General features: G+C 71.1%; 24 protein-coding genes. 13 read left to right on the plus strand and 11 right to left on the minus strand.

What is annotated here, in order from left to right; genetic code table 11:
- Positions 1-102: 102 nt before the first annotated feature.
- The 4 genes from M8542_RS26070 to M8542_RS26085 all read left to right on the plus strand — a co-directional run bounded on the left by M8542_RS26070 (position 103) and on the right by M8542_RS26085 (position 3,671).
- A complete protein-coding gene (locus M8542_RS26070; protein ID WP_257922865.1) occupies positions 103-453 on the plus strand; it encodes a DUF485 domain-containing protein in 351 nt (116 codons plus the stop codon).
- Positions 450-2,078, plus strand: coding sequence for a monocarboxylic acid transporter (locus M8542_RS26075; protein WP_257922866.1), 1,629 nt, complete (start codon positions 450-452; stop codon positions 2,076-2,078). The genes M8542_RS26070 and M8542_RS26075 overlap by 4 nt, the downstream gene beginning before the upstream one ends.
- Before the next feature lie 208 nt (positions 2,079-2,286).
- Positions 2,287-2,646, plus strand: a complete 360-nt coding sequence (locus M8542_RS26080; RefSeq protein ID WP_257922867.1) for a rhodanese-like domain-containing protein — start codon at positions 2,287-2,289, stop codon at positions 2,644-2,646.
- Positions 2,647-2,648: 2 nt separating this feature from the next.
- Positions 2,649-3,671, plus strand: coding sequence for a DUF4328 domain-containing protein (locus tag M8542_RS26085; RefSeq protein ID WP_257922868.1), 1,023 nt, complete (start codon positions 2,649-2,651; stop codon positions 3,669-3,671).
- Here the strand turns inward: M8542_RS26085 and M8542_RS26090 are convergent.
- Positions 3,668-4,258: a TetR/AcrR family transcriptional regulator gene (locus tag M8542_RS26090; RefSeq protein WP_257922869.1), complete on the minus strand. Its 591-nt coding sequence runs from the start codon at positions 4,256-4,258 to the stop codon at positions 3,668-3,670. The genes M8542_RS26085 and M8542_RS26090 overlap by 4 nt on opposite strands.
- A gap of 96 nt (positions 4,259-4,354) precedes the next feature.
- On the opposite strand from M8542_RS26090, the gene M8542_RS26095 reads away from it, so the two are divergent.
- A complete protein-coding gene (locus M8542_RS26095; RefSeq protein WP_257922870.1) occupies positions 4,355-5,701 on the plus strand; it encodes a DHA2 family efflux MFS transporter permease subunit in 1,347 nt (448 codons plus the stop codon).
- Between the two features lie 347 nt (positions 5,702-6,048).
- A complete protein-coding gene (gene mca, locus M8542_RS26100) occupies positions 6,049-6,900 on the plus strand; it encodes a mycothiol conjugate amidase Mca (protein ID WP_257922871.1) in 852 nt (283 codons plus the stop codon).
- Here the strand turns inward: mca and M8542_RS26105 are convergent.
- Positions 6,890-8,065: a cytochrome P450 gene (locus M8542_RS26105; RefSeq protein ID WP_257922872.1), complete on the minus strand. Its 1,176-nt coding sequence runs from the start codon at positions 8,063-8,065 to the stop codon at positions 6,890-6,892. The genes mca and M8542_RS26105 overlap by 11 nt on opposite strands.
- Before the next feature lie 53 nt (positions 8,066-8,118).
- Between M8542_RS26105 and M8542_RS26110 the strand changes: the two genes are divergently transcribed.
- The 4 genes from M8542_RS26110 to M8542_RS26125 all read left to right on the plus strand — a co-directional run bounded on the left by M8542_RS26110 (position 8,119) and on the right by M8542_RS26125 (position 11,102).
- Positions 8,119-9,000 (plus strand): DUF5926 family protein, encoded by an 882-nt coding sequence (locus tag M8542_RS26110; protein ID WP_257922873.1) that lies wholly within the window; start codon positions 8,119-8,121, stop codon positions 8,998-9,000.
- Positions 9,001-9,231: 231 nt separating this feature from the next.
- Positions 9,232-9,585, plus strand: coding sequence for a DUF952 domain-containing protein (locus tag M8542_RS26115; protein ID WP_257922874.1), 354 nt, complete (start codon positions 9,232-9,234; stop codon positions 9,583-9,585).
- Between the two features lie 186 nt (positions 9,586-9,771).
- Positions 9,772-10,284, plus strand: a complete 513-nt coding sequence (locus tag M8542_RS26120) for a SigE family RNA polymerase sigma factor (RefSeq protein WP_372508605.1) — start codon at positions 9,772-9,774, stop codon at positions 10,282-10,284.
- The gene (locus M8542_RS26125; protein ID WP_257922875.1) at positions 10,281-11,102 is read left to right on the plus strand and encodes a hypothetical protein; all 822 of its coding nucleotides are present in this window, start codon (positions 10,281-10,283) and stop codon (positions 11,100-11,102) included. Before M8542_RS26120 ends, M8542_RS26125 begins: the two co-directional genes overlap by 4 nt.
- A gap of 110 nt (positions 11,103-11,212) precedes the next feature.
- Here the strand turns inward: M8542_RS26125 and M8542_RS26130 are convergent, their stop codons facing one another.
- From M8542_RS26130 to M8542_RS26145, 4 genes are all read right to left on the minus strand, one after another.
- A complete protein-coding gene (locus M8542_RS26130) occupies positions 11,213-11,767 on the minus strand; it encodes a ferritin (protein WP_257922876.1) in 555 nt (184 codons plus the stop codon).
- A gap of 145 nt (positions 11,768-11,912) precedes the next feature.
- Positions 11,913-12,446: a DUF4262 domain-containing protein gene (locus M8542_RS26135; protein ID WP_257922877.1), complete on the minus strand. Its 534-nt coding sequence runs from the start codon at positions 12,444-12,446 to the stop codon at positions 11,913-11,915.
- Positions 12,443-13,630: an arginine deiminase gene (locus M8542_RS26140; protein WP_257922978.1), complete on the minus strand. Its 1,188-nt coding sequence runs from the start codon at positions 13,628-13,630 to the stop codon at positions 12,443-12,445. Before M8542_RS26140 ends, M8542_RS26135 begins: the two co-directional genes overlap by 4 nt.
- 40 nt (positions 13,631-13,670) lie before the next feature.
- Positions 13,671-14,483, minus strand: a complete 813-nt coding sequence (locus tag M8542_RS26145; RefSeq protein WP_257922878.1) for a CPBP family intramembrane glutamic endopeptidase — start codon at positions 14,481-14,483, stop codon at positions 13,671-13,673.
- A gap of 22 nt (positions 14,484-14,505) precedes the next feature.
- On the opposite strand from M8542_RS26145, the gene M8542_RS26150 reads away from it, so the two are divergent.
- Positions 14,506-14,967, plus strand: coding sequence for a PPOX class F420-dependent oxidoreductase (locus M8542_RS26150; RefSeq protein ID WP_257922879.1), 462 nt, complete (start codon positions 14,506-14,508; stop codon positions 14,965-14,967).
- Here the strand turns inward: M8542_RS26150 and M8542_RS26155 are convergent.
- Positions 14,959-15,753, minus strand: a complete 795-nt coding sequence (locus M8542_RS26155; RefSeq protein ID WP_257922880.1) for a DUF2470 domain-containing protein — start codon at positions 15,751-15,753, stop codon at positions 14,959-14,961. The two genes, M8542_RS26150 and M8542_RS26155, sit on opposite strands and share 9 nt — an antisense overlap.
- 155 nt (positions 15,754-15,908) lie before the next feature.
- On the opposite strand from M8542_RS26155, the gene M8542_RS26160 reads away from it, so the two are divergent.
- Positions 15,909-16,940 (plus strand): hypothetical protein, encoded by a 1,032-nt coding sequence (locus M8542_RS26160; RefSeq protein WP_257922881.1) that lies wholly within the window; start codon positions 15,909-15,911, stop codon positions 16,938-16,940.
- Here M8542_RS26160 and M8542_RS26165 read toward each other — a convergent pair.
- Positions 16,907-17,824, minus strand: coding sequence for a LysR family transcriptional regulator (locus M8542_RS26165; RefSeq protein ID WP_257922882.1), 918 nt, complete (start codon positions 17,822-17,824; stop codon positions 16,907-16,909). The genes M8542_RS26160 and M8542_RS26165 overlap by 34 nt on opposite strands.
- A 500-nt stretch (positions 17,825-18,324) precedes the next feature.
- Between M8542_RS26165 and M8542_RS26170 the strand changes: the two genes are divergently transcribed.
- Complete coding sequence (locus tag M8542_RS26170; protein WP_257922883.1) at positions 18,325-19,539, plus strand: MFS transporter; 1,215 nt, start codon at positions 18,325-18,327, stop codon at positions 19,537-19,539.
- Here the strand turns inward: M8542_RS26170 and M8542_RS26175 are convergent.
- The 3 genes from M8542_RS26175 to M8542_RS26185 all read right to left on the minus strand — a co-directional run bounded on the left by M8542_RS26175 (position 19,536) and on the right by M8542_RS26185 (position 23,322).
- Entirely contained in the window at positions 19,536-20,273 is a 738-nt protein-coding gene (locus M8542_RS26175) for a sensor histidine kinase family protein (RefSeq protein WP_257922884.1), read from the minus strand. The two genes, M8542_RS26170 and M8542_RS26175, sit on opposite strands and share 4 nt — an antisense overlap.
- A 1-nt stretch (position 20,274) precedes the next feature.
- Positions 20,275-22,080 carry a substrate-binding and vWA domain-containing protein gene (locus tag M8542_RS26180; RefSeq protein ID WP_257922885.1) on the minus strand — a complete coding sequence of 602 codons (1,806 nt, stop codon included), beginning with the start codon at positions 22,078-22,080 and terminating at the stop codon, positions 20,275-20,277.
- Positions 22,081-22,152: 72 nt separating this feature from the next.
- Positions 22,153-23,322, minus strand: a complete 1,170-nt coding sequence (locus M8542_RS26185) for a homogentisate 1,2-dioxygenase (protein WP_257922886.1) — start codon at positions 23,320-23,322, stop codon at positions 22,153-22,155.
- Positions 23,323-23,388 lie beyond the last annotated feature (66 nt).

The following is a 23,388-nucleotide window of genomic DNA, read 5'->3' on the forward strand; positions in this document are numbered from 1 at the left end:
GTAAGAAAGTAATACCCGATCGAGGGATTACGAACTACACGGTCCACCCATACGTTCCGTTGGTTTCTACCAGCACGAAAAACGGGAAGGTGGAGATCCGCCGTGAGCAGCACCGAACACGACATCGGTGGCGCGGAGCCGCAGACCGACTGGGAGAGGGTCCAGGCAAGTCCCGAATTCACGGACCTGCGCCGCCGGTTGCGCACTTTCGTGTTCCCGATGACCGCGTTGTTCCTCGTCTGGTATCTGCTCTACGTGATCCTGGCCGACTACGCGCACGGGTTCATGAGCACGAAGCTGTTCGGCAACATCACCGTCGGCCTGGTCTTCGGCCTGCTGCAGTTCGTTTCGACGTTCGTCATCACGGGCCTGTACGTCCGCTACGCCAACCGGAAGCTCGACCCGGTCGCGGACGAGATCCGCGCCGAAATCGAAGGGAAGCCCGGCCGATGAACCTCGCCGCGGGCGTGGAAGGCAGCAACTCCACCCTCAACATCATCATCTTCCTGGTCTTCGTCGCGATCACGCTGGTCATCGTGTTCCGCGCCAGCCGCAACACGAAGACGGCGTCGGACTACTACGCCGCCGGCCGCGCGTTCACCGGCCCGCAGAACGGCATCGCCATCTCGGGTGACTACCTTTCGGCGGCGTCGTTCCTCGGCATCGCCGGCGCGATCGCCATCAACGGTTACGACGGTTTCCTTTATTCGATCGGCTTCCTGGTGGCGTGGCTGGTCGCGTTGCTGCTGGTCGCGGAACTGCTGCGCAACACCGGCAAGTTCACGATGGGCGACGTCCTCGCGTTCCGCATGAAGCAGACGCCGGTGCGCGCGGCGGCGGCGATTTCCACGCTGGCCGTTTCGTTCTTCTACCTGCTGGCGCAGATGGCGGGCGCCGGCGGGCTGGTCAACCTGCTGCTCGGCATTTCCGGCGAGGCGGGCCAGGACCTGGTGATCGCCGTCGTCGGCGTGATCATGATCGTGTACGTGCTGATCGGCGGTATGAAGGGCACCACCTGGGTGCAGATCATCAAGGCCGCGCTGCTGATCGTCGGCGCGTTCGCGATGACGCTGTGGGTGCTCGGCAAGTACGGCTTCAACCTGTCCGACCTGTTCCAGGCCGCCGTCGACAAGGGCGGAAAGAGCGGCGCGGCGCTGCTCGACCCGGGCAAGCAGTACGGCAAGACGGGCACGACCAAGCTCGACTTCCTGTCGCTGGGCATCGCGCTGGTGCTGGGCACGGCGGGCCTGCCGCACGTCCTGATGCGCTTCTACACGGTGCCGACCGCGCGCGACGCGCGTCGCTCGGTGGTCTGGGCCATCGTCCTGATCGGCGTGTTCTACCTGTTCACGCTGGTGCTGGGCTACGGCGCGGGCGCGATCGTCGGCCCGGACAAGATCGCCAAGGCCCCGGGCACGACGAACTCGGCGGCCCCGCTGCTCGCGTTGGAGCTGGGTGGCCCGGTGCTGCTCGGGTTCATCTCCGCGGTGGCGTTCGCGACGATCCTCGCGGTGGTCGCCGGCCTGACGATCACGGCGTCGGCGTCGTTCGCGCACGACGTCTACGCGAACGTGCTCAAGAAGGGCCAGGTCTCCACGGGTGGTGAGGTCCGCGTCGCGCGGATCACGGCCCTGGTGATCGGCGCGCTGGCCATCGCGGGCGGCATCCTGGCGAAGAGCCAGAACGTCGCGTTCCTGGTGGCACTGGCGTTCGCCGTGGCGGCGTCGGCGAACCTGCCGACGATCCTGTATTCGCTGTTCTGGAAGCGGTTCAACACCCAGGGCGCGCTGTGGTCGATCTACGGCGGCCTGGTCGTGACGATCGTGCTGATCGTGTTCTCGCCGGCGGTGTCGGGCAAGCCGGTCGACCCGAAGACGGGCAAGAGCACGTCGATGATCCAGGGCGTCGACTTCCACTGGTTCCCGCTCGACAACCCGGGCCTGGTCTCGATCCCGGCCGCGTTCCTGCTCGGCTGGCTCGGCACGATCCTGTCGAAGGAGCGCAACGCGAAGAAGTACGCGGAGATGGAGGTGCGCGCGCTGACCGGCGCGGGCGCCGAGAAAGCCGTCACGCACTGACCGGCCGGGGCCTCCCGCATTCCGCGGAAGGCCCCGCCGTGTCGACCCCCCAATCACGCGTGTCGACCCCCCAATCACGCGTGTCGACCCCCCAATCACGCGTGTCGACCCCCCAATCACGCGTGATGCCTCCCGGATCACGGGTGATGCCCCGTTCCGCACGGCCGTCCGTCCACCTCACGCGCGGGCAACGCCCCCGCATGGCAGCATGGAGAACGTGGTGAGCCCTGCTGAACTGCCGACCGCCGAGGTCCGCGACCTGCCCAAGGACGGCCTCGTGCTGCTCGACGTCCGTGAAGACGACGAGTGGGCCGCCGGGCACGCGCCCGGCGCGGTGCACATCCCGATGGGGGAGCTGCCCGCCCGCGTCGGCGAGCTGACCGACCTGCCCGACGACCAGCCGATCCACGTGATCTGCCGCAGCGGCGGCCGGTCCGCCCGCGCGGCCGCGTGGCTCAACCAGAGCGGCTGGGACGCGGTGAACGTCGCCGGCGGCATGGGTTCCTGGCAGCGCGAAGGCCGGCCGATGGTGAGCGAGCACCCCGGCATCGAACCCGAAGTGATCTAGCCTTGCACCCGGGTCCGCCTCCGCCGCCTGGGTACTGGCCGCGCCAGAGCCCGCCGCCCTCCGCGCAGCAGCTGCAGGGCCGGACGCTGGCTGCCCAGCAGGAGCCGTACCCGTACCACCGCCGTCCCGCGCACCGCCCGCGGCTGCGCTGGGTGGCGACTCCGCCGCCGGGCGCGTGGCCGCGCCGCCGGGTCGTCGTGCCCGAGCGGTACTCCGGGCCGCCGTCGTACCCGGTGCCGCCGCGCTGGGGCTTCCCGAACCTGGTCTGGCGCCGGCCGACGTCGGTGCCCGGCACGGCCTCGGACGAGGTCCGCCCGATCGACCGCGTGCCGGTGCTCAGCCGCAGCCTCATCGGCATCCTGTTCGCGTTCGCTGTCCTCTCCGTGGTCGCGGCCGGCGCGGAGATCTGGCGGTACGTGCTGCTCATCCAGGGGCGCGAGGCCGCGTTGAACCGCGCGGTCGTCGCCTTCTCCGACGGCTTCGTGCTGTCCGCGGGCCTGCTGGCGTCGATCCTCGCGCTGCTGCCCGCCGGCCTGTCGATCTGGTGGCTGCTGGTCGCGCGCCAAGCGGCCTCGGACGCTTCGGGCGACGCCCCGCCGCGGCCGGTGTGGCAGGTGCTGGTCGGCGTGCTCGTGCCGATCGCGAACCTGCCCATGGCGTTGTCGATCGTCGGGGAGCTCGAGCACGCGGTGCTGGGCCGCCCGCGCGACGTCCGGCCGAAGCCGTCCCGCCAGGTGCTCGTGTGGTGGGGCGCCTGGCTGCTGAATTGGGTGCTGCTGGGCGTGACGATCGTCTGGCGCTTCCGCGATGACGTGCAGTCGATGGCCGACAGCGTCGTCCTGGTCGCGGTCACCGACCTCTCGGCGGCGTTCCTGGCGGTGGTGACCGCCCTGGTCGTGCGGCGGTTCTCGGCGTTGCTGGCGCCGTCGGACGCGCGGGCCGTGCGCTCGATGCGCGTGCTCAAGGTGGCCGGTGCGCCGGAGCCCGAGCTGCGCACCGCGCGGCCTTCCGGCGCCGCCCGCTAGAACTCCCCGAAGACCGGTTCGAGCTGGTCGAAGGCCTGTTCCGCGAGGGGCCAGACGGCGTCGGCGATACCCTTCTCGTTCTCGGCGGTCCGGTCGAAGACCTCCTGGAAGAGCACCCGCAGCACCGTCGCGAGGTGCGCGGCGGCCAGCACCTGCTGCAGCTGCTGCTCGGGGTGGCGCCGGATCAGCAGGTGCGTCAGGGAGTTCTCGCGCTCGCGGTGCATCTCGTGCAGGGCGTTCGTCAGGACCGGGCTCTCCTTGATCATGCGCGCGAAACCGGGGCCCGAGAAGCCGACCAGCGCGTGCTCGGCGCCGAGGGCTTCGAAGTAGAGCTCGCGGGTGTCGTGGAAGACGCTGTCGTGGATCAGCTTCGCCGGCCAGGCCGCGAAGTCGTCCCGGATGTCGAAGACCAGGTCTTCCTTGCGCGGGAAGTGGTTCGTCACGGTCATCTTGGCGACCCGCGCCGCGGCGGCGATGTCCGCGATGGTGACGTCCTCGAAGCCCTCGCGGATGAACAGCTTCGTCGCGACGTCGGAGATGTTCCTCCTGGTCTCGTGCTTCTTCTGGGTCCGGAGTCCCTCACTCATGCGCGTCACCCTACTGGGTCGGACCCAAGTTTGTGCTTGACCCAGTGAGTGGGTCGGACCTAATCTGAGGTTCGACCTAACCAACTGGGGGTGAGCATGACAACGGCGGTTCGACCCGATGCGGCGCTGTGGCGGCTCGGCGGCGTGCTGATCATGGGCGCGGTGCTGTCGATCCTGGACGCGACGATCGTGACGGTCGGGATCGACTCGATCGCCCGAGACCTCGGCAGTCCGCTGCCGACGGTGCAGTGGGTGGCCAGCGCGTACCTGCTGGCGGCGTCGGTGGCGATCCCGTTGTCGGGCTGGCTGGTGGACCGCTTCGGTGGCCGCGCGGTCTGGCTGGCGGCGGTGGCGATCTTCACGGCGGGCACGCTGCTGTGCGGGTTCGCCTGGTCGGCGCCGGCGTTGATCGCGTTCCGGGTGCTGCACGGCCTGGGCGGCGGGCTGATGCAGCCGGTCGGGCAGGCGGTGTTCGCGCAGGCGGCGGGCCCGGCGCTGGGGCGCATGATCGGCGTGATCACGCTCCCGGCCACGGTGGCCCCGGTGCTGGGCCCGCTGCTCGGCGGCGTGCTGGTGGCGGACTTCGGCTGGCGCTGGATGTTCTTCGGCATCGTCCCGCTGGGCGTGGCCACGTTCGCCTTCGCGCGCCGGCTCCTGCCGGCCCCGTCACCTTCCGGAGCCCGCGCCCCGCTCGACGTCCGCGGCATCCTCCTGCTTTCGCCGGGCCTGGGCGCGTTCGTGTACGGCTTGGCCGAGGGGGTCGTTGTGGCGTGGCTCGCCGGAGCGGTCCTGCTGGTGGCGTACGGCATCCACGCGACCCGGGTGCCGCATGCGGTGCTGGACCTGAAGTTGTTCCGGGATAAGGGTTTCACGGTGGCGAGCGTGAGCACGTTCTTGCTGGGCGCGTCGCTGTACAGCTCGATGCTGCTGCTTCCGCTGTACTACGAGCAGGTCACCCACGCGAGCGCGTGGCAAGCGGGCCTGCTGCTGGCCCCGCAGGCGGCCGGCTCGGCGGCGGTCCTCTTGACCGGTGGCCGCCTGTTGTCCCGGTTCGGCCCCCGCACGATGATGCTGACCGGCATCGCCTCGTCCCTGCTGGGCACACTCGCGTTCACCCAGCTCGGCTCGGCGCCGAACGGAGTGTGGTTGACGCTGTCGTTGCTGGTCCGCGGCGCGGGCCTGGGCGCTTCGACGGTCCCGGGAATGACCACGCTGTACAGCTCCTTGGAGCGTTCGCGCATCCCCCACGCGGCAAGCGCGGTCAACGTGCTCAACCGCATCGGCGGCTCCCTGGGCACCGCCCTGCTGGCGGCGATCCTCCACAAGGAACTCACTTCGGCAGCGGCGCCGGTGGCCTTCGGCACAACGTTCACGTGGGCACTGGGCCTTTCCGCTCTGACTCTCCTGCCCGCGGCGCTCTTTCCCCGAAGGAGCACCGCTTAGCGCCCCGCTCACCCCGCATCGGACAACGGCCGCCCTCCGCACACGCCTACGCGCGGAGGAAAGCCCGCCGCCGGAACCACGACACCCCCCGCAGCCCACTGGTTGCCCCGCTCCGACAACCCCGCTCACCCGACAATCTCGCCGACTTGCCCAGCCCGACCGCGCACTCCCGCCGGCCCTGTCACCCCACCCGCCATCGCCGTCCCGGCTCCCGCGTGGAGCCCGGGCTCGCCGCCGGGTTGTGGCGCTCGACCCAGAGACTCTCCGATCGCCCGCTGGTTCCCCGGCGACCTCGCCGACTTGCCAGCCCGACCCCGCCGATCCCACCGTCCGAAAAGGAGCCACCGATGACCCTCCGCCTCCTCACCGTCCACGCCCACCCCGACGACGAGTCCAGCAAGGGCGCGGCCACTCTCGCCCGCTACGCGGCCGAAGGCGTCGACGTCCTGATCGCCACCTGCACCGGCGGCGAACGCGGCGACATCCTCAACCCGGCCGTCGACACCGCCGAAACCCGCGCCGACCTCCCGGCGATCCGCCGTCGCGAAATGGCCGCCGCGGCCGGAATCCTCGGTGTCCGCCAGTGCTTCCTCGGCTTCACCGACTCCGGGCTGCCCGGCGAAGGCGAGCCATTACCCGAAGGCTGCTTCGCGGCGACCCCGCTCGAAGAGGCCACCGCCCCGCTGGTCGCGTTGATCCGCGACTTCCGTCCCCACGTCGTCATCACCTACGACGAAACCGGCGGCTACCCGCACCCCGACCACATCCGCACGCACGAGGTGACCGTCGAAGCCTTCGCCGCGGCCGCCGACCCGGCGCGCTACCCCGGCGCCGGCGAGCCCTGGCAACCGCAGAAGCTCTACTACCAGGCAACCCTGAGCCGCGCGTGGTTCCAAGCCCTCCACGACGCGACCGTGGCCGCCGGCCTCGAGTCCGCGATGGGCGATGTCCTCGAGGAACTCCCGGCCGAAGACGCCCTGGCCGTCACCACCCGGATCCGCTGCGAGGCGCACTTCGCCACCCGTGACCGAGCCCTCCTGGCTCACACCACCCAGGTCGACCCGGCCCACCCGTTCTTCGCCCACTCACGCGAGATCGAACGCCAGGTCTGGCCCTACGAGGACTACCACCTGGCCCACCCGGCCCAAGCCGGACCGGAGACCGACCTCTTCGCCGGCGTGACGGGGGTCAGGCCGTGACCCGCAGCTCCCGCAGGCCCCGGATCACGAACTCCGGCCGGCGCCGCGGGGTCTCCGCCAGCTTCAACCCCGGCAGCTTCGCCGTCAACGCGCTCAGCGCCGCGGCGATCTCCACCCGCGCGAGAGGAGCACCCACGCAGTAGTGGATCCCCAGCCCGAAGCCGAGGTGCGCGTTCGGCGTCCGGCCGATGTCGAGCCGGTCCGGTTCGTCGAACACCTTCGGATCGCGGGCCGCGGCGCCCAGCAGCGCGCCGATCTTCTGGCCACGGGAAACGACGTAGCCGGCGATCGTGACGTCCTCGGTGGCCGTCCGCTCGAACAACTGCAGCGGCGCGTCGAAGCGGATCAGCTCTTCGACGCACGAATCCAGCAAGGAAGGAGTCGCCAGGAGACGTTCCCACTGGTCCCGGTGCGTGAGGAGCGCCGTGATCCCGTTGCCGAGCACGTTCACCGTTGCCTCGTGGCCGGCCATCAGCAGCAGCACGGCCGTCGCCACCAGCTCGTCCGGGGTCAGCTCGCTGCGCAGCAGGTCGCTGATGATGTCGTCGCCCGGAGACCCGGGAGCCGACGCGCGGGCCGCGGCCACCGAGCGGACGTACGAGACGAACTCGGCCGCCGCCTCCTCGGCGGTGTCGCGACCCTCCTCGGAGAGGCCGTACTCGTACATCTTCACGATCGCGTTGGACAGCTGGACCATCCGCGGCCCGTCGGTCCCCGGCACGCCCAGCAGTTCGGCGATCACCGCGACCGGCAGCGGCTGGGCGAGGTGGGCCAGCAGGTCGGCGCTGCCGTCGGCGGCGATCGCGGCCGCCAGGTCGTCGACCATGCCGGCGGCGAGCGTCGCGACCATCGGGCGCAGCCGCTGCACGTGGCCGCGGCCGAACGCGCCCGCGATGAGCCGGCGCAGCCGGGTGTGGGCCGGCGGCTCGTTCTCCAGCAGCGAGTTGCGGTGCAGCAGGTTGAACGAGGCGAACCGCTCCAGCGGCTGGGCGTCCTGCCAGATCCGGCCCAGCCCGCGGTGGCGCAACACGGCCGAAGACGCGGCGTGCGAAACGGCCACGGCGAGGCCGAGCCCCTCATGGAGATGGACGTCGCCCTCGGCGCGGAGCGCGGCGAACGCCGGGTACGGGTCTTCGAGGAACGAGGGATCGCGGGGGTCGAACACGTCGCGAGACTAACCCTTCGATAGCGTTCGAAGCCGAGCCAGAGGAGGCAGCAGTGGGCAAGGGCGCGCGCAAGAAGGGTCCCAAGCAGGCGTCGGACCGCAAGCCGAAGGTGCGCGACGTCTTCGTCGGCCAGCCGTTCGAGGGGCTGGCGGCCGAACCCGAGCTGATCGCGCTGCGCGAGTTCGTGCCGTCCGCGACGGCCAAGCTGACCCTCGCCGACGGCGGCGACGTCACCCTCGGCACCGTGCTGCCGATGGCTGCCGCCGCGTTCGTCCGCTCCGACGGCGAGCGCTACCTCGGCCTGCAGGTGCAGACCCGCTCCTCCGACATCAGCCGCGACCTCGGCCGCTCGCTGAAGTGGCTGCTGGACGCCAAGGAGGGCGACGTCCTCGGCGTGCCGGACACCACCACCCCGCCCGAGGCCGACGAGCACGCCCGCCTCCAGGACCTGCTGACCCCGGGCGCCGAGCTCGACGTCACGCTGCACAAGGACTTCGCCTGGTGGCTGCCCGAGGACGCCGACGCCACCGGTGACGTCGCGGTCTCCCTCGAGCGCGCGAACGCCGCCATCATGCCCACCGAGCGGCTCGGCTCGGGTGCCTACTGGGTCCTCGCCGGCGAGAAGGCGCACCTGCGCTGGGTCCGCCCGGAGCCGGAGAACCTGCTGCTCCAGGCCCTGGCCCGGCTGTCCGCGGCCGGCGAGCTCGGCCTCGGCGAGGGCTCGCGCTACGCGGGCTCGTTCCGCGCGCACGGCCTGCTCGTCCCGGTCTGGGACCTCGACCCGGAGGCCCACGCCCGCGAATGGGCCGACGCCAAGGACGCCCTCGGCGTCCGGCTCGACACGGCGTTCAAGTCGCTCGACGCCGAGCCGCTGAACGCCGCCGAGCGCCGGGCTCGCGACGGCCTCATCGGCCGTCAGCTCACCCTGCGCTGAGCGTCGTCAGGAAGCACCGGACTCCCGGTCCGGATCGGTGCTCCGCACCTACTCGCTGAGCGTTCAACCAGACGTTGCCAATCCGGCCAAAAGTAGGCCGGCCCCTCGAGCGGTACGTGCCATTTCCACAAAAGTCATCCGGCCGTGACTGTGGCCGGATTGGCAACCAATGGCAGAGTATGTGGTGCACGAGACACCGCCGTCGCTTCGGCGTGGTGGGACCATTCTCGCGTGATACTCCACATCTGCGGGGCGGCCGACTGGGCCGAAGTGGGCGAAGGCGGCGAGTACCGGCCGTCGTCGCTGGAGGACGTCGGGTTCATCCACTGCTCCGACTTCGGCACGGCACACCTGCCGGCCAACGCGCTCTACCGGGGCCGCACCGACCTGGTGCTGCTCGAGATCGACCCGGCGAAGCTGGGTGTCCCGGTCCGCTGGGAGGACGGCGAGCCGCCGCACCCGGCCGGGGTCTGGTTCCCGCACGTGTACGGGCCGCTGCCGCACGCCGCGGTCGTCGGCGTGCACGAATTCGGCGAGGTGGACGGCGGCGGCTTCCGGCTGCCGTCCTCGCTCGCGCACCGCTGACGTGGGCAGATCGACCCGCCCGGATTCGGGCGGCAACGCGGGCAACCTGAGGGGGCTGTGATGCGTGTTGGGGGAGAAAGCGACTGTCCGACCCCGATGGGAGGCGATACGGTGACCGCTGCGGCACCCGTCTTCACCGGGGGAGACACCTGGATGACCAGCGCGGGCCGCGGGAGGGCCGCGACGGTGCCGGGTGAGTTCGGCGACTTCGGCGACTTCGTGCAGGCCACCCTGCCGGGCTTGCTGCGGTACGGCCACGCACTCACCGGCAACCCGCACGACGCCGCGGACCTGGTCCAGACCGTGCTGGAGAAGATGGGCTCGCGCTGGACGTACGTGCACGAGAAGACCGGCGACCCGCTGGCCTACGTCCGCCGTTCGATGGCGAACGCGCACGTCAGCCGCTGGCGCCGCACGCGCCGCGAGAACCTGGTGGCCGACCTGCCGGACACCAGCCCGCACGTGCCGGCCGATCCCTTCGAGCACGAGCCGCTGTGGCGCGCGTTACGGACGCTGCCGCCGAGGCAACGCGCCGTGATGGTGCTGCGTTACTACGAGGGTCTGTCCGAAGCGGAGATCGCGGGCGCGCTGGGCGTCACGCAGGGCACCGTCAAGAGCCAGGCCAGCAAGGCGATCTCGTCGCTGCGGATGAAGCTCAAGGCCGCCGACGTCGAAGGTGAAGGGAGTGACGCGCGTTGAACATCTCCGAGGAGGAGCTGGAGCAGCGGCTGCGCGCGCTCTTCGCCGATGAGCGGCTCGACTTGCCCCCGCCGGCGAACGCCGCGCCGGGCATCGTCGCCGGTGCGCGACGGCGTCGGCGCCGTCGCCGCACCGTGCAGGTCGTGGCCGGTGTCGCGGTGGCCGTGGTGGCCGTCTCCGGTGGGCTGACCATGCTTCGCCTCCACACCGAAGACGGCACCGCGGTGATGACCGCCGACGGTGGCGAGATCAGCGTCAAACCCCCGGAGAACCTCACGCCCGGCCGGCAGCCGCAGCCGTCGACGCCCGGGCCGACGAGCACTCACGACATCCAGGTGTCCTCGACCCCGGGCACCCCAGCGCAGACGGCTCCGGACGCGCCGCCACCCGTTTCCGGGACGAAACTCCCCGGAACCGACACCGCGCTGCTGCGGCCGGACGGCTTCGGCAAGCTCAAGCTCGGCATGTCCGAGGCGGACTTGACCGCGCAGGCCGTCACGCTCACCAACGCGCAGACGGTGGCCAACTGCACCACCTACGAGGCGCAGGCCGGCGGGCTGCCCGCTTCGGCGAGCGTCGTCATCTCGAAGGCGGCCGGGCTCATCGTCATCAACCCGGACGTCGCGCCCCAGACCGCCGAAGGCATCGGTGCCGGAGCCACCAAGGACCAGGTGCTCGAGGCCTATCCCGCGGCCAAGGAAGAGCCCGGTGGCGTGGTCGCCCCGGTGAGCGACGTCGCCGCATACCACTTCCGGCTCGACGGGACCTCGGTCGTCGGGACGAGCCTCGCGAGCGTCAACCAGGACTGTGCTAACTGAATGACTGTGCCAACTGAATGACTGCCGGCTGATGTCCGGCGCACAAACGGAACCCCGGGCTGTCCACAGGGGGAGAGCCCGGGGTTCCGCTTCTTCGTGGTGGGAAGCTGTCAGAGCGCCCCGCCGGCGACCGGCGGCATGGCGGAGTCGCGGCCGCCGTCGCCGACCGACTCGCGGTGCAGGTGGTTCTCGACCTCGAACAGGTTGCCGTTCGCGCGCTTGACGACGTTCAGCAGCGTGCTCATCTGGGAGATCTCTTCGACCTGCTCCTTGAGGAACCACTGCGTGAACTGCTCGCTGATGTAGTCCTCTTCGGCCCGGGCGGCCTTCGCCATGGCGGAGATGTCGACGGCCACCTCCTTCTCCTGCTCGAGCGCGAGCTCGATGAGCTCGGTGACGCCGGAGAAGTCGTTGCGCACCTCGCCGGTGCCGGGAATCTCGACGTGGTGGTCGCGGTCGAGCATGTACTGCACGAGCGCCATCGCGTGGTTGCGTTCTTCGACCGACTGCTTGTAGAAGTGCTTCGCCAGCTGCGGCAGGTCCTCGGAGTCGAACCAGACCGCGAGCGCGATGTACTGCTGGGACGCGTTGAACTCGTTGTGGATCTGCGCCTGCAGCAGTTCGTAGAACTTCGAGCGCGGTTCTTTCTTCTTGGTGAGGGCCATGCAAACCAGAATAGGTCAAGTTTGCCGGAAAAGCCACTTGGGCCTGGTGATCTACCCCCTATTAGGGTTACCATTCCTAAAGAAGACGAACCTTATTTAAGTAAGCCTTCCCTAAAAAATCGTACTCATTTAGGGAAGGCTTACTTCATTCCGCTTCGTCGCGCCACGGCCCGGCCGGGTGCTCGGCCACGGGCTGCCACAGGTTCGGCTGCGCGTCGGCGAGCCGGCCGGGATAGCCGTCCTGCCAAGGGAATCGACCGTCCGCATCGGACCAGACGACCTGGTGCGTCGGCACGCCGCGGGTGGCGCGGTAGAAGCCGATCGACGTGCCGAACAACGGCGCCCGCCACGAATCGTCGGTCTCGCGAACGGCGAGCCGCGTCCGGCCTTCGAGCAGGTCGTCGATTTCGGTGTCCGCCGCCGGCGGGTGGCCGGCCTTCACTCGCTCGGCCAGCTGGTTCAGCAGTTCGTGCATGACGTCGGCGTCGAGCCCGAACATCGCGAGCTCGGGCGCCCGGTAGGAGTGCCAGAGGCCGATGGTGAACGCCCAGCTCGGGTCCTCGGGGACCTTCAGCACCGCCCACCCGGGGTCGGCCACCGCCCGCGCCAGGCTCGTGTCGACGTCGTCGAGCTGATCCTGGTCGCCGTAGTCCTGGCAGACCAGGCAGCGGCAGCTCATGCCAACGGGTCCCGGCGCACCGGGCACGACATGCACCGCGGGCCGCCGCGGCCCGAGCCCAGCTCGGAGCCCGTGATCGGCAGCACCTCGATGCCGGCCGCCTCCAGCCGCTCGTTCGTCTCGACGTTCCGCTCGTACCCGACGACCACGCCGGGCGCCAGGGCGAGCGTGTTGTTCCCGTCGTCCCACTGCTCGCGTTCGGCGGTCACCGGGTCGAGGCCGGTGTCGATGACGCGCAGCCGGTCGATTCCCATCGCCTCGGCCGCGGCGGTCAGGAACGGCGCCGGGCCGGCCACCTTGACGCCGCCGTCGCCGGTCGGGCGCAGCGTGAACGCCGTCAGGGAGTCGCGGGCCAGCGGGTACATCACCACCGCGTCGGCGTCGACCATCGTGCACACCGTGTCCAGGTGCATGGTCGCGCGGGACTGCTCGATCGGCACCGCCAGCACGGTGTGCGCGATGCCGTCGGCGAACACCGACCGGGCCAGCGACTCCGCGCCCGCCGCCGTCGTCCGCTCGCCGACGCCGATGGCGAGCACGCCCGGCGCCAGCAGCATCACGTCGCCGCCCTCGATCGGCGCCGAATGGGCGCCGTACGCGCGGGCCGCGTGCCGGAAGTACGGGTGGTAGGCGTAGATCAGGTCCAGCACCGCGGTCTCGCGGCGGCGCGCCGGCATGGTCAGCGACGAGATCGCCACCCGGTCGGCGATCCACGCCGACGAGTCGCGCGTGAACAGCAGGTTCGGCAGCGGGTCGACGGCGAAGTCGTGCGGGTGGTTCATCATCCGCACCAGCGACGCGCCCTCCGCGGACGGCAGCTCCTCGAACGTCATCCCGGCCATCAGCACCTCGGCCAGGCCGGCCGCGTCGACGCCGGAAAGGTGCGACCGCAGCGAGTCGGCGAGATCGCCGCCGAGGCGCCGGTCGTCGACCGCCGCGTGCACGCCGGCCGCGTGGGCGCGGTCGTCGTCCAGCGCCGTCCGCAGGGCGTCGGCCAGCAGCAGGACCTCGACGCCGCGGCCGCGCAGCACGTCGGCGAACGCGTCGTGCTCGGCCTGGGCCCGGTCGACCCACGGGATGGAGTCGAACAGGAGCTGGTCGTTGTTGCGGGGCGTCAGCCTTTTGAGCTCGTTGCCGGGCCGGTGCAGCAGCACCGCGCGCAGGGGTCCGACTTCGCTGTCCACCCGGGGAGGTGTCGTTTCGTCGATCACCACCCGAGCTTAGTCAGGGCAACCAGGAAAGGTGACCCTTGAGCAGCGAGTACCCGACGAAAGACACGAAGTCGAACAGCGTGTGCGCGGCCACCAGCGGCCACAGCCGGTTCGTCTTCTGCCACAGCCGCCCGAACACCAGGCCCATGATGAAGTTCCCGACGAACCCGCCGAAGCCCTGGTACAGGTGGTAGGACCCGCGCAGCACGGCGGCGCCGAACACCGCGGTGTTCTCCCGGACGCCGAGCTGGCGCAGCCGCGTCAGCAGGTAGCCGATCACCAGGACCTCTTCGGCGAACGCGTTGCCGAACGCCGAGAGCGTCAGCGTGATCGGCCGCCACCAGGTGTCGTTCAAAGTGGACGGTTGCACCGCCAGGCTGAACCCCAGGTGGTAGGAGACGAAGTACAGCGCCAGGCCGGGAATCCCGATCAGCGCGGCGAGCCCGAGCGTCAGCAGCGCGTCGCGGCCCGGTGTCCGGCGATCCAGCCCGACCTGCGCCAGCTTGATCCCCGCGCGCCACAGGAAGTACAGCCCGAGCGCGCCCCAGCCGACCAGCTGGGCGGCCGAGAGCAGCTGCTTGAGCAGGTCGATCAGGCTCGCCGTGGCCTGCGGGACGTTGAGCTGGACCTGCTGCTGGGCCAACGGCGCCGGCTGCAGCAGCGAGTCCACAAGGGACAGCAGGCTGCGCACGCCGGACAGGCCGAGCGTGATGCCGAAGACGATCAGCAGCTCGACCTTGATCGCCCGGCGCTCCCGCGGGTCCTCGATCGCCTCGGGGAACTCCGGCCGGGCCGGGGCCAGCCACGATCGCGCGGTGAACGTCATGAGCGCACGCTACCTTCGGGGTATGCCGAGGAGCATCGCCACCAACGAAACCGTCGACCGCGCCGCGCTGGTCGAGTTCCTGTCCACCCGCCACCGCGCGATCCTGCTGGCCACGAAGGCCGACGGGAGCCCGCAGCTCTCGCCGGTCACCTGCGGCGTCGACGCCGAGGGCCGGCTGGTCATCTCGACCTACCCGAAGCGCGCGAAGGTCGTGAACATCAAGCGCAACCCCAAGGTCTCGGCCTGCATCCTCTCCGACGAGTGGAACGACCAGTGGGTGCAGCTGAACGGGACCGCCGAGGTGCTCGACATCCCGGAGTCGGTCGAGCCGCTCGTCGAGTACTTCCGCGCCATTTCGGGCGAACACCCGGACTGGGACGAATACCGCGAGGCCATGGTCAAGCAGGGCAAGAGCATCATCCGCGTGACGATCGAAAGCTGGGGCCCGCTCGCCAAGGGCGGCTTCCCCGCCGAACTAGCCTGACGTCCCCCGCAGGAACGGGCAGCCGACCAGCCGCCGCAGCTCCATCGCGAGCTGCGGCGGGCTGTCGACGGACTTCGAGAACGCCAGCCGGACGTCGTGGTCGCCGGCGTCGGACTCGACGCGCAGCCGCAGCCCGAACCGGTCGAGCCCGAGCGGGCGGATCCGCCCGCCGCGCAGCTCGGGCGGCAGGTGCTTGGCCAGCTGCTCGACGACGTCGGAGTGGTCGCTCTCCAGGTGCCGCAGCCACTGGGCCTCGTAGTCGTGGAACGGGTCGGGCGGAGCCGCGCTGAAGGTGTGCGGGCGCAGCGAGTGCGTGCCTTCGGCGTCGGCGAGCACGAGCGACGCCGGGGTGAGCCGCAGCAGCGTCACGCCGTGGCCGACGTCGAGCAGGCGCTCGTCCGGCCGCGACTCGGCGATCGCGATCGCCCGCGCGCGGGCCGAAACCGGGGACAGCGGCCGCAGCCAGCCGGTGATCCAGAGCAGCCCGCGGATGGGCTCCCGCAGCTCGACCGGCGCCTGGTCGGCGAGCTCGACCATCACGGCCAGCTCGCCGCGCTGGGTTTGCTTGGCCGCGCGGACCATCGGGTGCTCGTCGGGCAGCAGCACGCTGACGCTGCCGCTGTGGTGCACGTGGTGCAGGACCGGGACGACGCGCTCGCTGTCGAGACCGGCGCGCTCGCACGTCGGCATCAAGGACGCGGGCCCGTTGCGGGTCGCGATCGTCTTGGCGCGCTCGGCGGGGTTCGGCGCCGGCGGGCGGCGGATGGATGTCGGTGCCTCGGTCACGGCTCACCTCCTACTTAGGTGAGCCTAACCTGAATCTCGCGGTCTGGATAGTCACCCGCGTCACGTGTCCGCTCCGCTGAACGGAGCATCCGGTAACGCGAGTGACCGCTTTGCCGAAAAGCCGGTGACCAGTGCCGACACGGTGGGGGCCCAGCGTGCAGATCGTCCCGGTGCCCGAACGCGTGCCCGCGTTCGAATTGGACCCCGCCATGCCGTCGGGGGCCTTGCCGATCTTCGGCGAGTACCTCGACCGGATCGGCCGGAACACCGCGAGCCAGCGGCTGCTGTCGGTGTTCTTCCTGGTCTTCGCGGCCGCCCAGTTCTGCACCGGCGCCGGGTGGGCGCTGTCGCTGAGTACGCTCGCGCTGGCCGGCTCGGTCGAGGCGTGGTGGCTGTACCGCGCGTACGTCTGGGTGCCCGAGACGCGGTTGAAGCGCGAAGCGTTCCGCCAGGTGGACATCACCGACGGCGGCCTGGTCGCGGCGGGCCGCACGGTCGGCATCCGCCTGCCGGACGGCCGCTGGCTGCGCGTCCGCCTCGACGAGGCGTACCGCCTGCTGCTGGCCGGGCACCGGCGGGTGTGGCTGCTGGGGCGCGGCCCGAAGGTGTTCGTCGGCTTCTCCGGGGTGGTCCGGGTCCGCCGCGCCCGGATCTTCGACGCGCCCCCGGCGGGCGCCGCGGCCGTGTCCGCCCCGGTCTGGTCCGGCTCGCCGCGGTTGGACCCGGTGCTGACGGCGCACCGCCGCCAGCTCGCCCGCGAACTGCGCGCGACAGCGGCGGTCCTGCTGGTCCTGGCCGGGTTCGCGCTGTGGGCCCTGCTCGACTTCCCGGCCGTGGGGTGGCTCGCCTGGCCGTTCGCGGCCGGCGTGCTCCTGAACGCGCTCGCGGCCGCGCTGCGCTCGTTCGCCCACGCCCGCCCGCTCCCGGCCGAGCACTGGACCGAGCTGCGGGCGGTGCTGGACGGCCCGGTGCGGATGAGCCGCCGTGGCGGCGCGGCCCGGCTGAGCGGCCTGACCATGCTGGCCGACGGAACCGTGGTCGGCTTCCGCCTCCCGAAGGCGGACCCGTCGATGGCGGCGAACATCGCGGCGACGGGCCGGCTGTGGATCGTGGGCGTGCCGCGGCCGGGCTCGGTGAAGACGGGCGTGCCGGGCTACCCGGTGCTGGGCACGGTCCGGCTGGGCTGAGCCCAGCTCGGCCGCCACGCGCCGGTGGCGTGCTGCTCCCGGCCGAGGTACGTGCGCAAGGCGGTCAACGCCGGGTGCGCGTTGTCCCGGCGCCAGACCAGCGAGTGCGGGTACACGGGCGCCGGGTTCTCGATCGGCACGCGCCGCAGGTCGTGTCCCGGTGGCCACAGCACGCGGCTCCCCGCCCCGACGAGCGTCGCCACCTCCGCCGACTCCGCAAGGGTGTCGAGCACGACCTCGGTGCCGAAGTTCGGCCCGGCGGCGTCGATCGACAGCCCGAACGCGGCCGCGAACCCGGCGTAGTAGGCGCCCCACTCGGTCCCGGGCACCACCCCGGGCATCCAGAGCCGGTGCCCCGCCAGCTCGGCCGGGGTCACCGAAGCCGCGCCGGCCAGTGGGTGGGTGGGACCGCACAACAGCTGGAGCGGCTCGTCGTGCACCCACTGCGCCGCGAGGTCTTCGGGCAGCTCGACGACCGCGCGGAAGGAGGCGTCGACCGAGCCGTCGTGGAGGGCGGACGTGTCGAAGAGGGTCACGACTTCCAGCGCGATGTCCGGGTGGGCCTCGTGGAACTCGCGCAGCAGGGAGGCGGGGCACAGGCGCCGGCCGATGACGTCGACCCGAAGCGGGCCGCTGCGCACGGACGCGAGCGCCCGTAGTTCGGCACGGAGGAGTTCGCGCGCGTGCGGCAGGAAGGCTCGCCCGTCCCCGGTGAGCACGGCGCCCCGCGCGGTGCGGGTGAACAGCCGCGTGCCGAGCGACTTCTCCAACGCGGCGATGCGCTTCGAGACGGCTTGCTGCGTGACCGAGAGATCGGCCGCGGCATCCTGGAACCGCCCGGCATCCGCGGCGGCGACGAAGGTGCGCACGGCATCGAGGTCCACAGCGGTCGACTCTAGATCGGCGACGCGGTGTGGTGGCTTGCCGCCTGGTGGGTTGTGTGCCGGCGCGGCGGTGGGTTGGCGGTGCCGTCGGTTCTGCGGCGGCGACGCGGTGTGGTGGCTTGCCGCCTGGTGGGTTGTGTGCCGGCGCGGCGGTGGGTTGGCGGTGCCGTCGGTTCTGCGGCGGCGACGCGGTGTGGTGGCTTGCCGCCTGGTGGGTTGTGTGCCGGCGCGGCGGTGGGTTGGCGGTGCCGTCGGTTCTGCGGCGGCGACGCGGTGTGGTGGCTTGCCGCCTGGTGGGTTGTGTGCCGGCGTGGCGGTGGGTTGGCGGTGCCGTCGGTTCTGCGGCGGCGACGCGGTGTGGTGGCTTGCCGCCTGGTGGGTTGTGTGCCGGCGTGGCGGTGGTCGGCGGCGCCGCCGACTTCTGGCCACAACGCGCCGTTGTGGCTCGCCGCCGTGCCGGTTGTTTGCTCCGCGCGGCCCTCCCCGGCTTTGATCTCCCCGTGATGCGCGGGCGGTCGCTGGGGCCGCGGTTCAGGTGGCTCTGGTCGGCGTACGCGGTGAGCGCGTTCGGGACCTGGCTCGGCTTCGGCGCCTTCCCGATGCTGGCCATCCTCGTGCTGCACGCCGGGCCCGCGGCGGTTTCGGCGCTCGCCGCGGTCGGGCCGGCCGTCGGGGCGCTCGTGGCCGTTCCGCTGGGTCCGTGGGTCGACCGGCGCCGGAAGCGGCCGGTCATGGTCGCCATGGACGTCGTCCGGTTCGCCGCGCTGCTCAGCGTGCCCGCCCTCTACCTCCTCGGGTCGCTGAGCTTCGGGCAGCTGCTCGCCGTGTCGGTGGTCGTCGCCGCGGCGGACATCACCTTCACCTCCGCCAGCGGCGCCTTCCTGAAGGGCCTGGTGCCGCCCGAAGACCTGCTCGTCGCCAACGGGCGCTTCGAGTCGACGAACTGGACCGCCACCGCGCTCGGCCCGCCGCTCGGCGGGGCCGCGTTCGCGTTGTTCGGCCCGGTGACCGCGGTCGCCGCGAACGCCGTCAGCTTCCTGCTCTCCGCACTCGGGATCCGGGCGATCGGCGGCGAGGAACCCCGCCCGAAGCAGGCCGCCCGGCTGCGTGCGCGTGACCTCGCCGATGGCTGGCGCACCATCCTGACCCACCCGGGGCTGCGGCCGCTGTACTTCAACGTCCTGCTGTTCAACGGCCTGATCATGGCCACCGAACCGCTGCTCGCCGTGCTGATGCTGAACCAGCTCGGGTTCACGCCGTGGCAGTACGGGCTCGCCTTCGCCGTCCCGTGCCTCGGCGGGCTGGCCGGCTCGCGGCTGACCCCGCGGCTCGTCCGGCGGTTCGGCAGGCACCCCGTCCTGCTGACGTCGGGCGCGGTCCGCGCCTGCTGGCTGCTCGCGCTCGCCTTCCTCCCGGCGGGCGGTGGCGGGCTCGCCTTCGTCATGCTCGTCGAGCTGGGCCTGATCGCGAGCTGCAGTGTGTTCAACCCCGTCCTCGCGACCTACCGGCTCGAACAACTCCCGGCGGACCGCGTCGCGAGCACGCTCTCGGCGTGGTCGGTCAGCACCAAGGCGTCGATCGCCACGCTGACCGCGCTCTGGGGTGTCCTCGCGAGCTTCACGGGACCGCGGGTCGCGATCGGCGTCGCCGGGGTTCTGGTGCTCGTGACACCGTTGCTGCTGCCGCGTCGCGACCGGACGCCGGTGGCCGTCTAACCCAGCGGCTTCCGCGTCGCCTGCTCGGTCTCCAGCACGCCCTGCCGGATCCCCTCCAGCTGGTCGCTCAGCTCCCGCACCGCGCCGGTGTCCACCGCGACGTCCGTGGTCGCGGCGGTCAGCTCCGCGACCCGCGCCACCAGGCTGTCCAGCCCCAGCGCGCCGGACTGCAGCTGCGCCAGCAGCTTTTCCCGCGCCGCCGAAAGGCGGGCGTGGACGTCCGCCTGGGCCCGGACCGCCGTCAGTGCCTGCTCCAGGTCACCCCGGACCTCCTCACCGGCCGAACTCAGCGACTGCTCCAGCCGCCGCCGTTCCCGCGCGACGGCGTCGAGGTCGACCCGCGAAAGCGCCTTCCCCGTCGCCGACGCGCGGCCCGCCAGGCGCCGCAACGTCGACAGCGTCTCCCGGACCACCGGTGTCATCTCCGCGACGCGGTCGGCCAGCGGACCCGGGTCGAGCGACGAGCTCAGCGACGCGAACCCGCCGGCCGCGCCCTCGGCCCGGTGCAGCCAGTTCTCCTCGTCGGACCCCGCCGCGACATCGAGCACCCGCGCCGCGCGCGGTTCCGGCGCCCGCTCGCGGCCCACGGACGCCACGCCCGCGCGCGCGAGGAGCACCGCCACCCCGATCAGGACGGCGACGAGCACCGGCAGCTGCACCGCCCACGCCACCCCGGCGGAGGTGGCGGCGAGCAGCAGGCCCCACGGTTCGGCGAGCTCACGGGCGAACTTCATGTCAGAAGTTCGAGATCACGGACGTGAACACCTGGTTGATCGAGTCCGGTTTGGACGAGTCGTACTCCGATCCCTCGGTCGCTTCCGCGATCTGCTTGAGCACGTCCTGGTCGGCGTCCGAGCCGTAGGCGATGGTGAACAGCCGGACCGTCTCCGCGTTGCCCTCCGGCCGCAGCTGCGGCAGCAGGTGCTCGAGGTCGACGCCGCCGGAGTCCTCGTTGCGGCCGTCGGTCAGCACGACGACCGCGTTGATCGCCGCCGGGTCGATGTGCGCCTTCATGTACTCGTAAGCGGCCTGCGAGGAGTCGTAGAGCCCGGTGCCCGCCTGCGGCGTCAACCCGCTCAGCCGCATGGCCAGCGTCTCCTTGCCGCTGGTCCCGAGCGCCTGCACCGGGACCAGCTCCTGGTAGTCCTTATCGCCGTCGAGGTGGGTGGAGAACTGCCAGAGCCCGACCTGGTCGCGCGGCACGAACTGGCCCAGCGCGTCGATCGCGGCCTGCTTGGCCAGGTCGATCTTGCTCTTGCCGGTGCCCTTGACCTCGTCGCCCATCGAGCCCGAGACGTCCACGACCAGCAGCACGTTCGCCTTCTTGCGCAGCTCGGTCCACGACGCCAGCAGCTTCGACAGCACCGTCGGCGACGGCGGCCGGATGAAGTTGATCTTCGCGTCCGGCTGGACGCCGTTCGCGGTGGTCGCCTGCGGGCCGGGCTTGCCCTCGAACGACCGGAAGCCCAGCGCGGCGAACCGCGCTTGCGTCTCCGGGCCGCGCAGGTAGCCGAGGAAGTCGGCGGCGATCTGCTTGCGCGTCGGGTCGGCCCAGTTCAGCGTGACGAAGGGGTGGTCGGAGTTGAGCGTGCCGTCCGCCGGGTAGATCGCGACGATCGGCACCTTCGGCGGCGCGTGCTGGCCGACCTTGGCCGGGTCGTTCGTCGGGTTGCCCTGGTTGTAGCCGATCAGCGAGCTCTCCTCGACGGTCACCGCCGAGATGTAGGACAGCGCCGCGCCGCGGTCGTCGGCCTTCTGCAGGTTCGTCAGGAACGTGAGCGTGTTGTCGCCGTAGTGCACGATCGCCTGCTCGATGTTCGAGACGAACTGCTTCGCCTCGGGCTTCTCGAGCGCGGCGGCGGTGAGGTCGGACGACGTCCCGGTGGCCGCGTAGTACGCGCCGATGGTCGCGTTCAGGCCGGCGGTGGAGATGTTCGGGTTCGTCTTGCCCAGCCGGAACTTGCCCCACTCGGGGTGACCGTACTTCGCCCAGCCCGCCGGGTCGGTCGCCAGCGTGGCGAGGTCCTTCCAGCCGATCGGCTTGGCCGGCCAGCCCAGCGCCTCGGCCATCGGCTTCGGCATGGCGACGGTCAGCGGCGAGTTCGCGATCGACTGCGGGTCGCCGTCCGGCACGATCGAGCCGGTGTCGCCCTTCGCGTTGACGCGCAGCAGGTTGACCCAGCCGCTCGCGGCCGGCGTCCAGACGTCCGGGCGCGGCCCGTCGGTGGCCTCGTTCCAGCCGTTCGCCAGCGCCTGCATCGCGATGCCCGACGACTTCGATTTCACCAGCACGTCGACACAATGGCCGGCGACGGTCCGTCCGGAGTAGGCCTTCGCGGCCTCTTGGACTATTCCGACCTTTTCCGGGGACGACGCGACGTTGATCGCGATGGCGTCGGTGCCGGTGCATTTCGGCGCGTCGGCCTCATCGGAACCGCTGGTCCAGTACCGGATGCCGATGATCAGCCCGGCGGCGACCACGATCGCGGCCAGGAACGGGAGAAACTTTCTCTTGCGCCGTGCTGGTTGGGAATTGATCATTGAAACCCTCCCCGTCCGCCACCCGGAAAAACCATTATCGGGCAGCGGAACGGGGCGGGGACGGTAATTTGACTATTCCTTAGGGCCGCGCTTCGACCACGTCCACGCGTACCCCGGGTCCTCGGACGCGTCGGCGGCTTCGCCGAGCTCCAGCGGCGCGAACGTGTCGACCATGACGGCGGTCTCGTCGAAGAACTCGGCGCCGATCGACGCCTCCGCCGCGCCCGGCTGCGGCCCGTGCGTGAAGCCCGACGGGTGCAGCGACAGCGAGCCGACGCCGATGCCGGACCCCTTGCGGGCCTCGTAGTTGCCGCGCACGTAGAACATCAGCTCGTCGGAGTCGACGTTCGCGTGGTTGTACGGCACCGGGATCGAGTCCTGGTGGTAGTCGACCTTCCGCGGGCAGAAGGAGCAGACGACGAAGTTCGGGCCCTCGAACGTCTGGTGCACGGGCGGCGGCTGGTGCACGCGGCCGGTGATCGGCTCGAAGTCGTCGATGTTGAACACCCACGGATAGAGGCAGCCGTCCCAGCCGACGACGTCGAAGGGGTGCGTCGCGTAGGTGTAGCGCGTCAGGCCCGCGCGGTGGCGCACGAGGACCTCGACGTCCTCGCCGTCCACCACCAGCGGCGCCGAAGGCCCGCGGATGTCGCGCTCGCAGTACGGCGAGTGTTCGAGGAACTGGCCCTTCGCGGACAGGTACCGCTTCGGCGGCCCGATGTGCCCGCGCGCCTCCAGGATGAACAGGCCGACCTCGCCGTGGGGCAGGACGCGGTAGGTGCACGACGTCGGCAGCACGAGGTAGTCGCCGTCGCCGATCTCGAGGCTGCCGTAGCTCGTCTCGACGGTCGCGGAGCCGCCCTGGACGTAGAAGAGCTCGTCGCCGGCCGCGTTGCGGTACAGCGGGCTGGGCGCGGTCGCGGTGACGAAGCCGATGGTGACGTCGTGGTTGCCGAACAGCCGCCGCCGGTCGGTCACCGCGTCGGCGTCGCCGAACTTGAGGTCCTGGGTCTTGAACGCGCGCGGCTTGAGGGGCAGGTTCGGGGTGAGCGACCCGCGGTCCTCCTCGACGGTCACGGCGTCGACGATCGCCGTCGGCAGGCCGCGGTGGTAGAGCAGCGCGGAGTCGGCGGAGAAGCCCTCGACACCCATCAGCTCCTCGGCGTAGAGGCCGCCGCCGGGCTTGCGGAACGCGGTGTGCCGCTTGTGCGGGATCTCGCCTACTTGCCGGTAGTAAGGCATCGGCGCTCCCTCCAAAAGGCGTCCGTTGTGCGAACGATTTTGTCCTCATGTCGTACGCTACTAGCG

The organism is Amycolatopsis iheyensis (assembly GCF_024703995.1).
GTDB classification, from domain to species: Bacteria; Actinomycetota; Actinomycetes; order Mycobacteriales; family Pseudonocardiaceae; genus Amycolatopsis; species Amycolatopsis iheyensis.

Bases quoted from the DNA above. Each gene is read 5' to 3' on its own strand.
- M8542_RS26075 (WP_257922866.1), top strand. From the start codon at position 450: ATGAACCTCGCCGCGGGCGTGGAAGGCAGCAACTCCACCCTCAACATC.
- M8542_RS26080 (WP_257922867.1), top strand. From the start codon at position 2,287: ATGGAGAACGTGGTGAGCCCTGCTGAACTGCCGACCGCCGAGGTCCGC.
- M8542_RS26090 (WP_257922869.1), bottom strand. From the start codon at position 4,258: ATGAGTGAGGGACTCCGGACCCAGAAGAAGCACGAGACCAGGAGGAAC.
- M8542_RS26095 (WP_257922870.1), top strand. From the start codon at position 4,355: ATGACAACGGCGGTTCGACCCGATGCGGCGCTGTGGCGGCTCGGCGGC.
- mca (WP_257922871.1), top strand. From the start codon at position 6,049: ATGACCCTCCGCCTCCTCACCGTCCACGCCCACCCCGACGACGAGTCC.
- M8542_RS26130 (WP_257922876.1), bottom strand. From the start codon at position 11,767: ATGGCCCTCACCAAGAAGAAAGAACCGCGCTCGAAGTTCTACGAACTG.
- M8542_RS26135 (WP_257922877.1), bottom strand. From the start codon at position 12,446: ATGAGCTGCCGCTGCCTGGTCTGCCAGGACTACGGCGACCAGGATCAG.
- M8542_RS26145 (WP_257922878.1), bottom strand. From the start codon at position 14,483: ATGACGTTCACCGCGCGATCGTGGCTGGCCCCGGCCCGGCCGGAGTTC.
- M8542_RS26150 (WP_257922879.1), top strand. From the start codon at position 14,506: ATGCCGAGGAGCATCGCCACCAACGAAACCGTCGACCGCGCCGCGCTG.
- M8542_RS26175 (WP_257922884.1), bottom strand. From the start codon at position 20,273: ATGAAGTTCGCCCGTGAGCTCGCCGAACCGTGGGGCCTGCTGCTCGCC.
- M8542_RS26180 (WP_257922885.1), bottom strand. From the start codon at position 22,080: ATGATCAATTCCCAACCAGCACGGCGCAAGAGAAAGTTTCTCCCGTTC.
- M8542_RS26185 (WP_257922886.1), bottom strand. From the start codon at position 23,322: ATGCCTTACTACCGGCAAGTAGGCGAGATCCCGCACAAGCGGCACACC.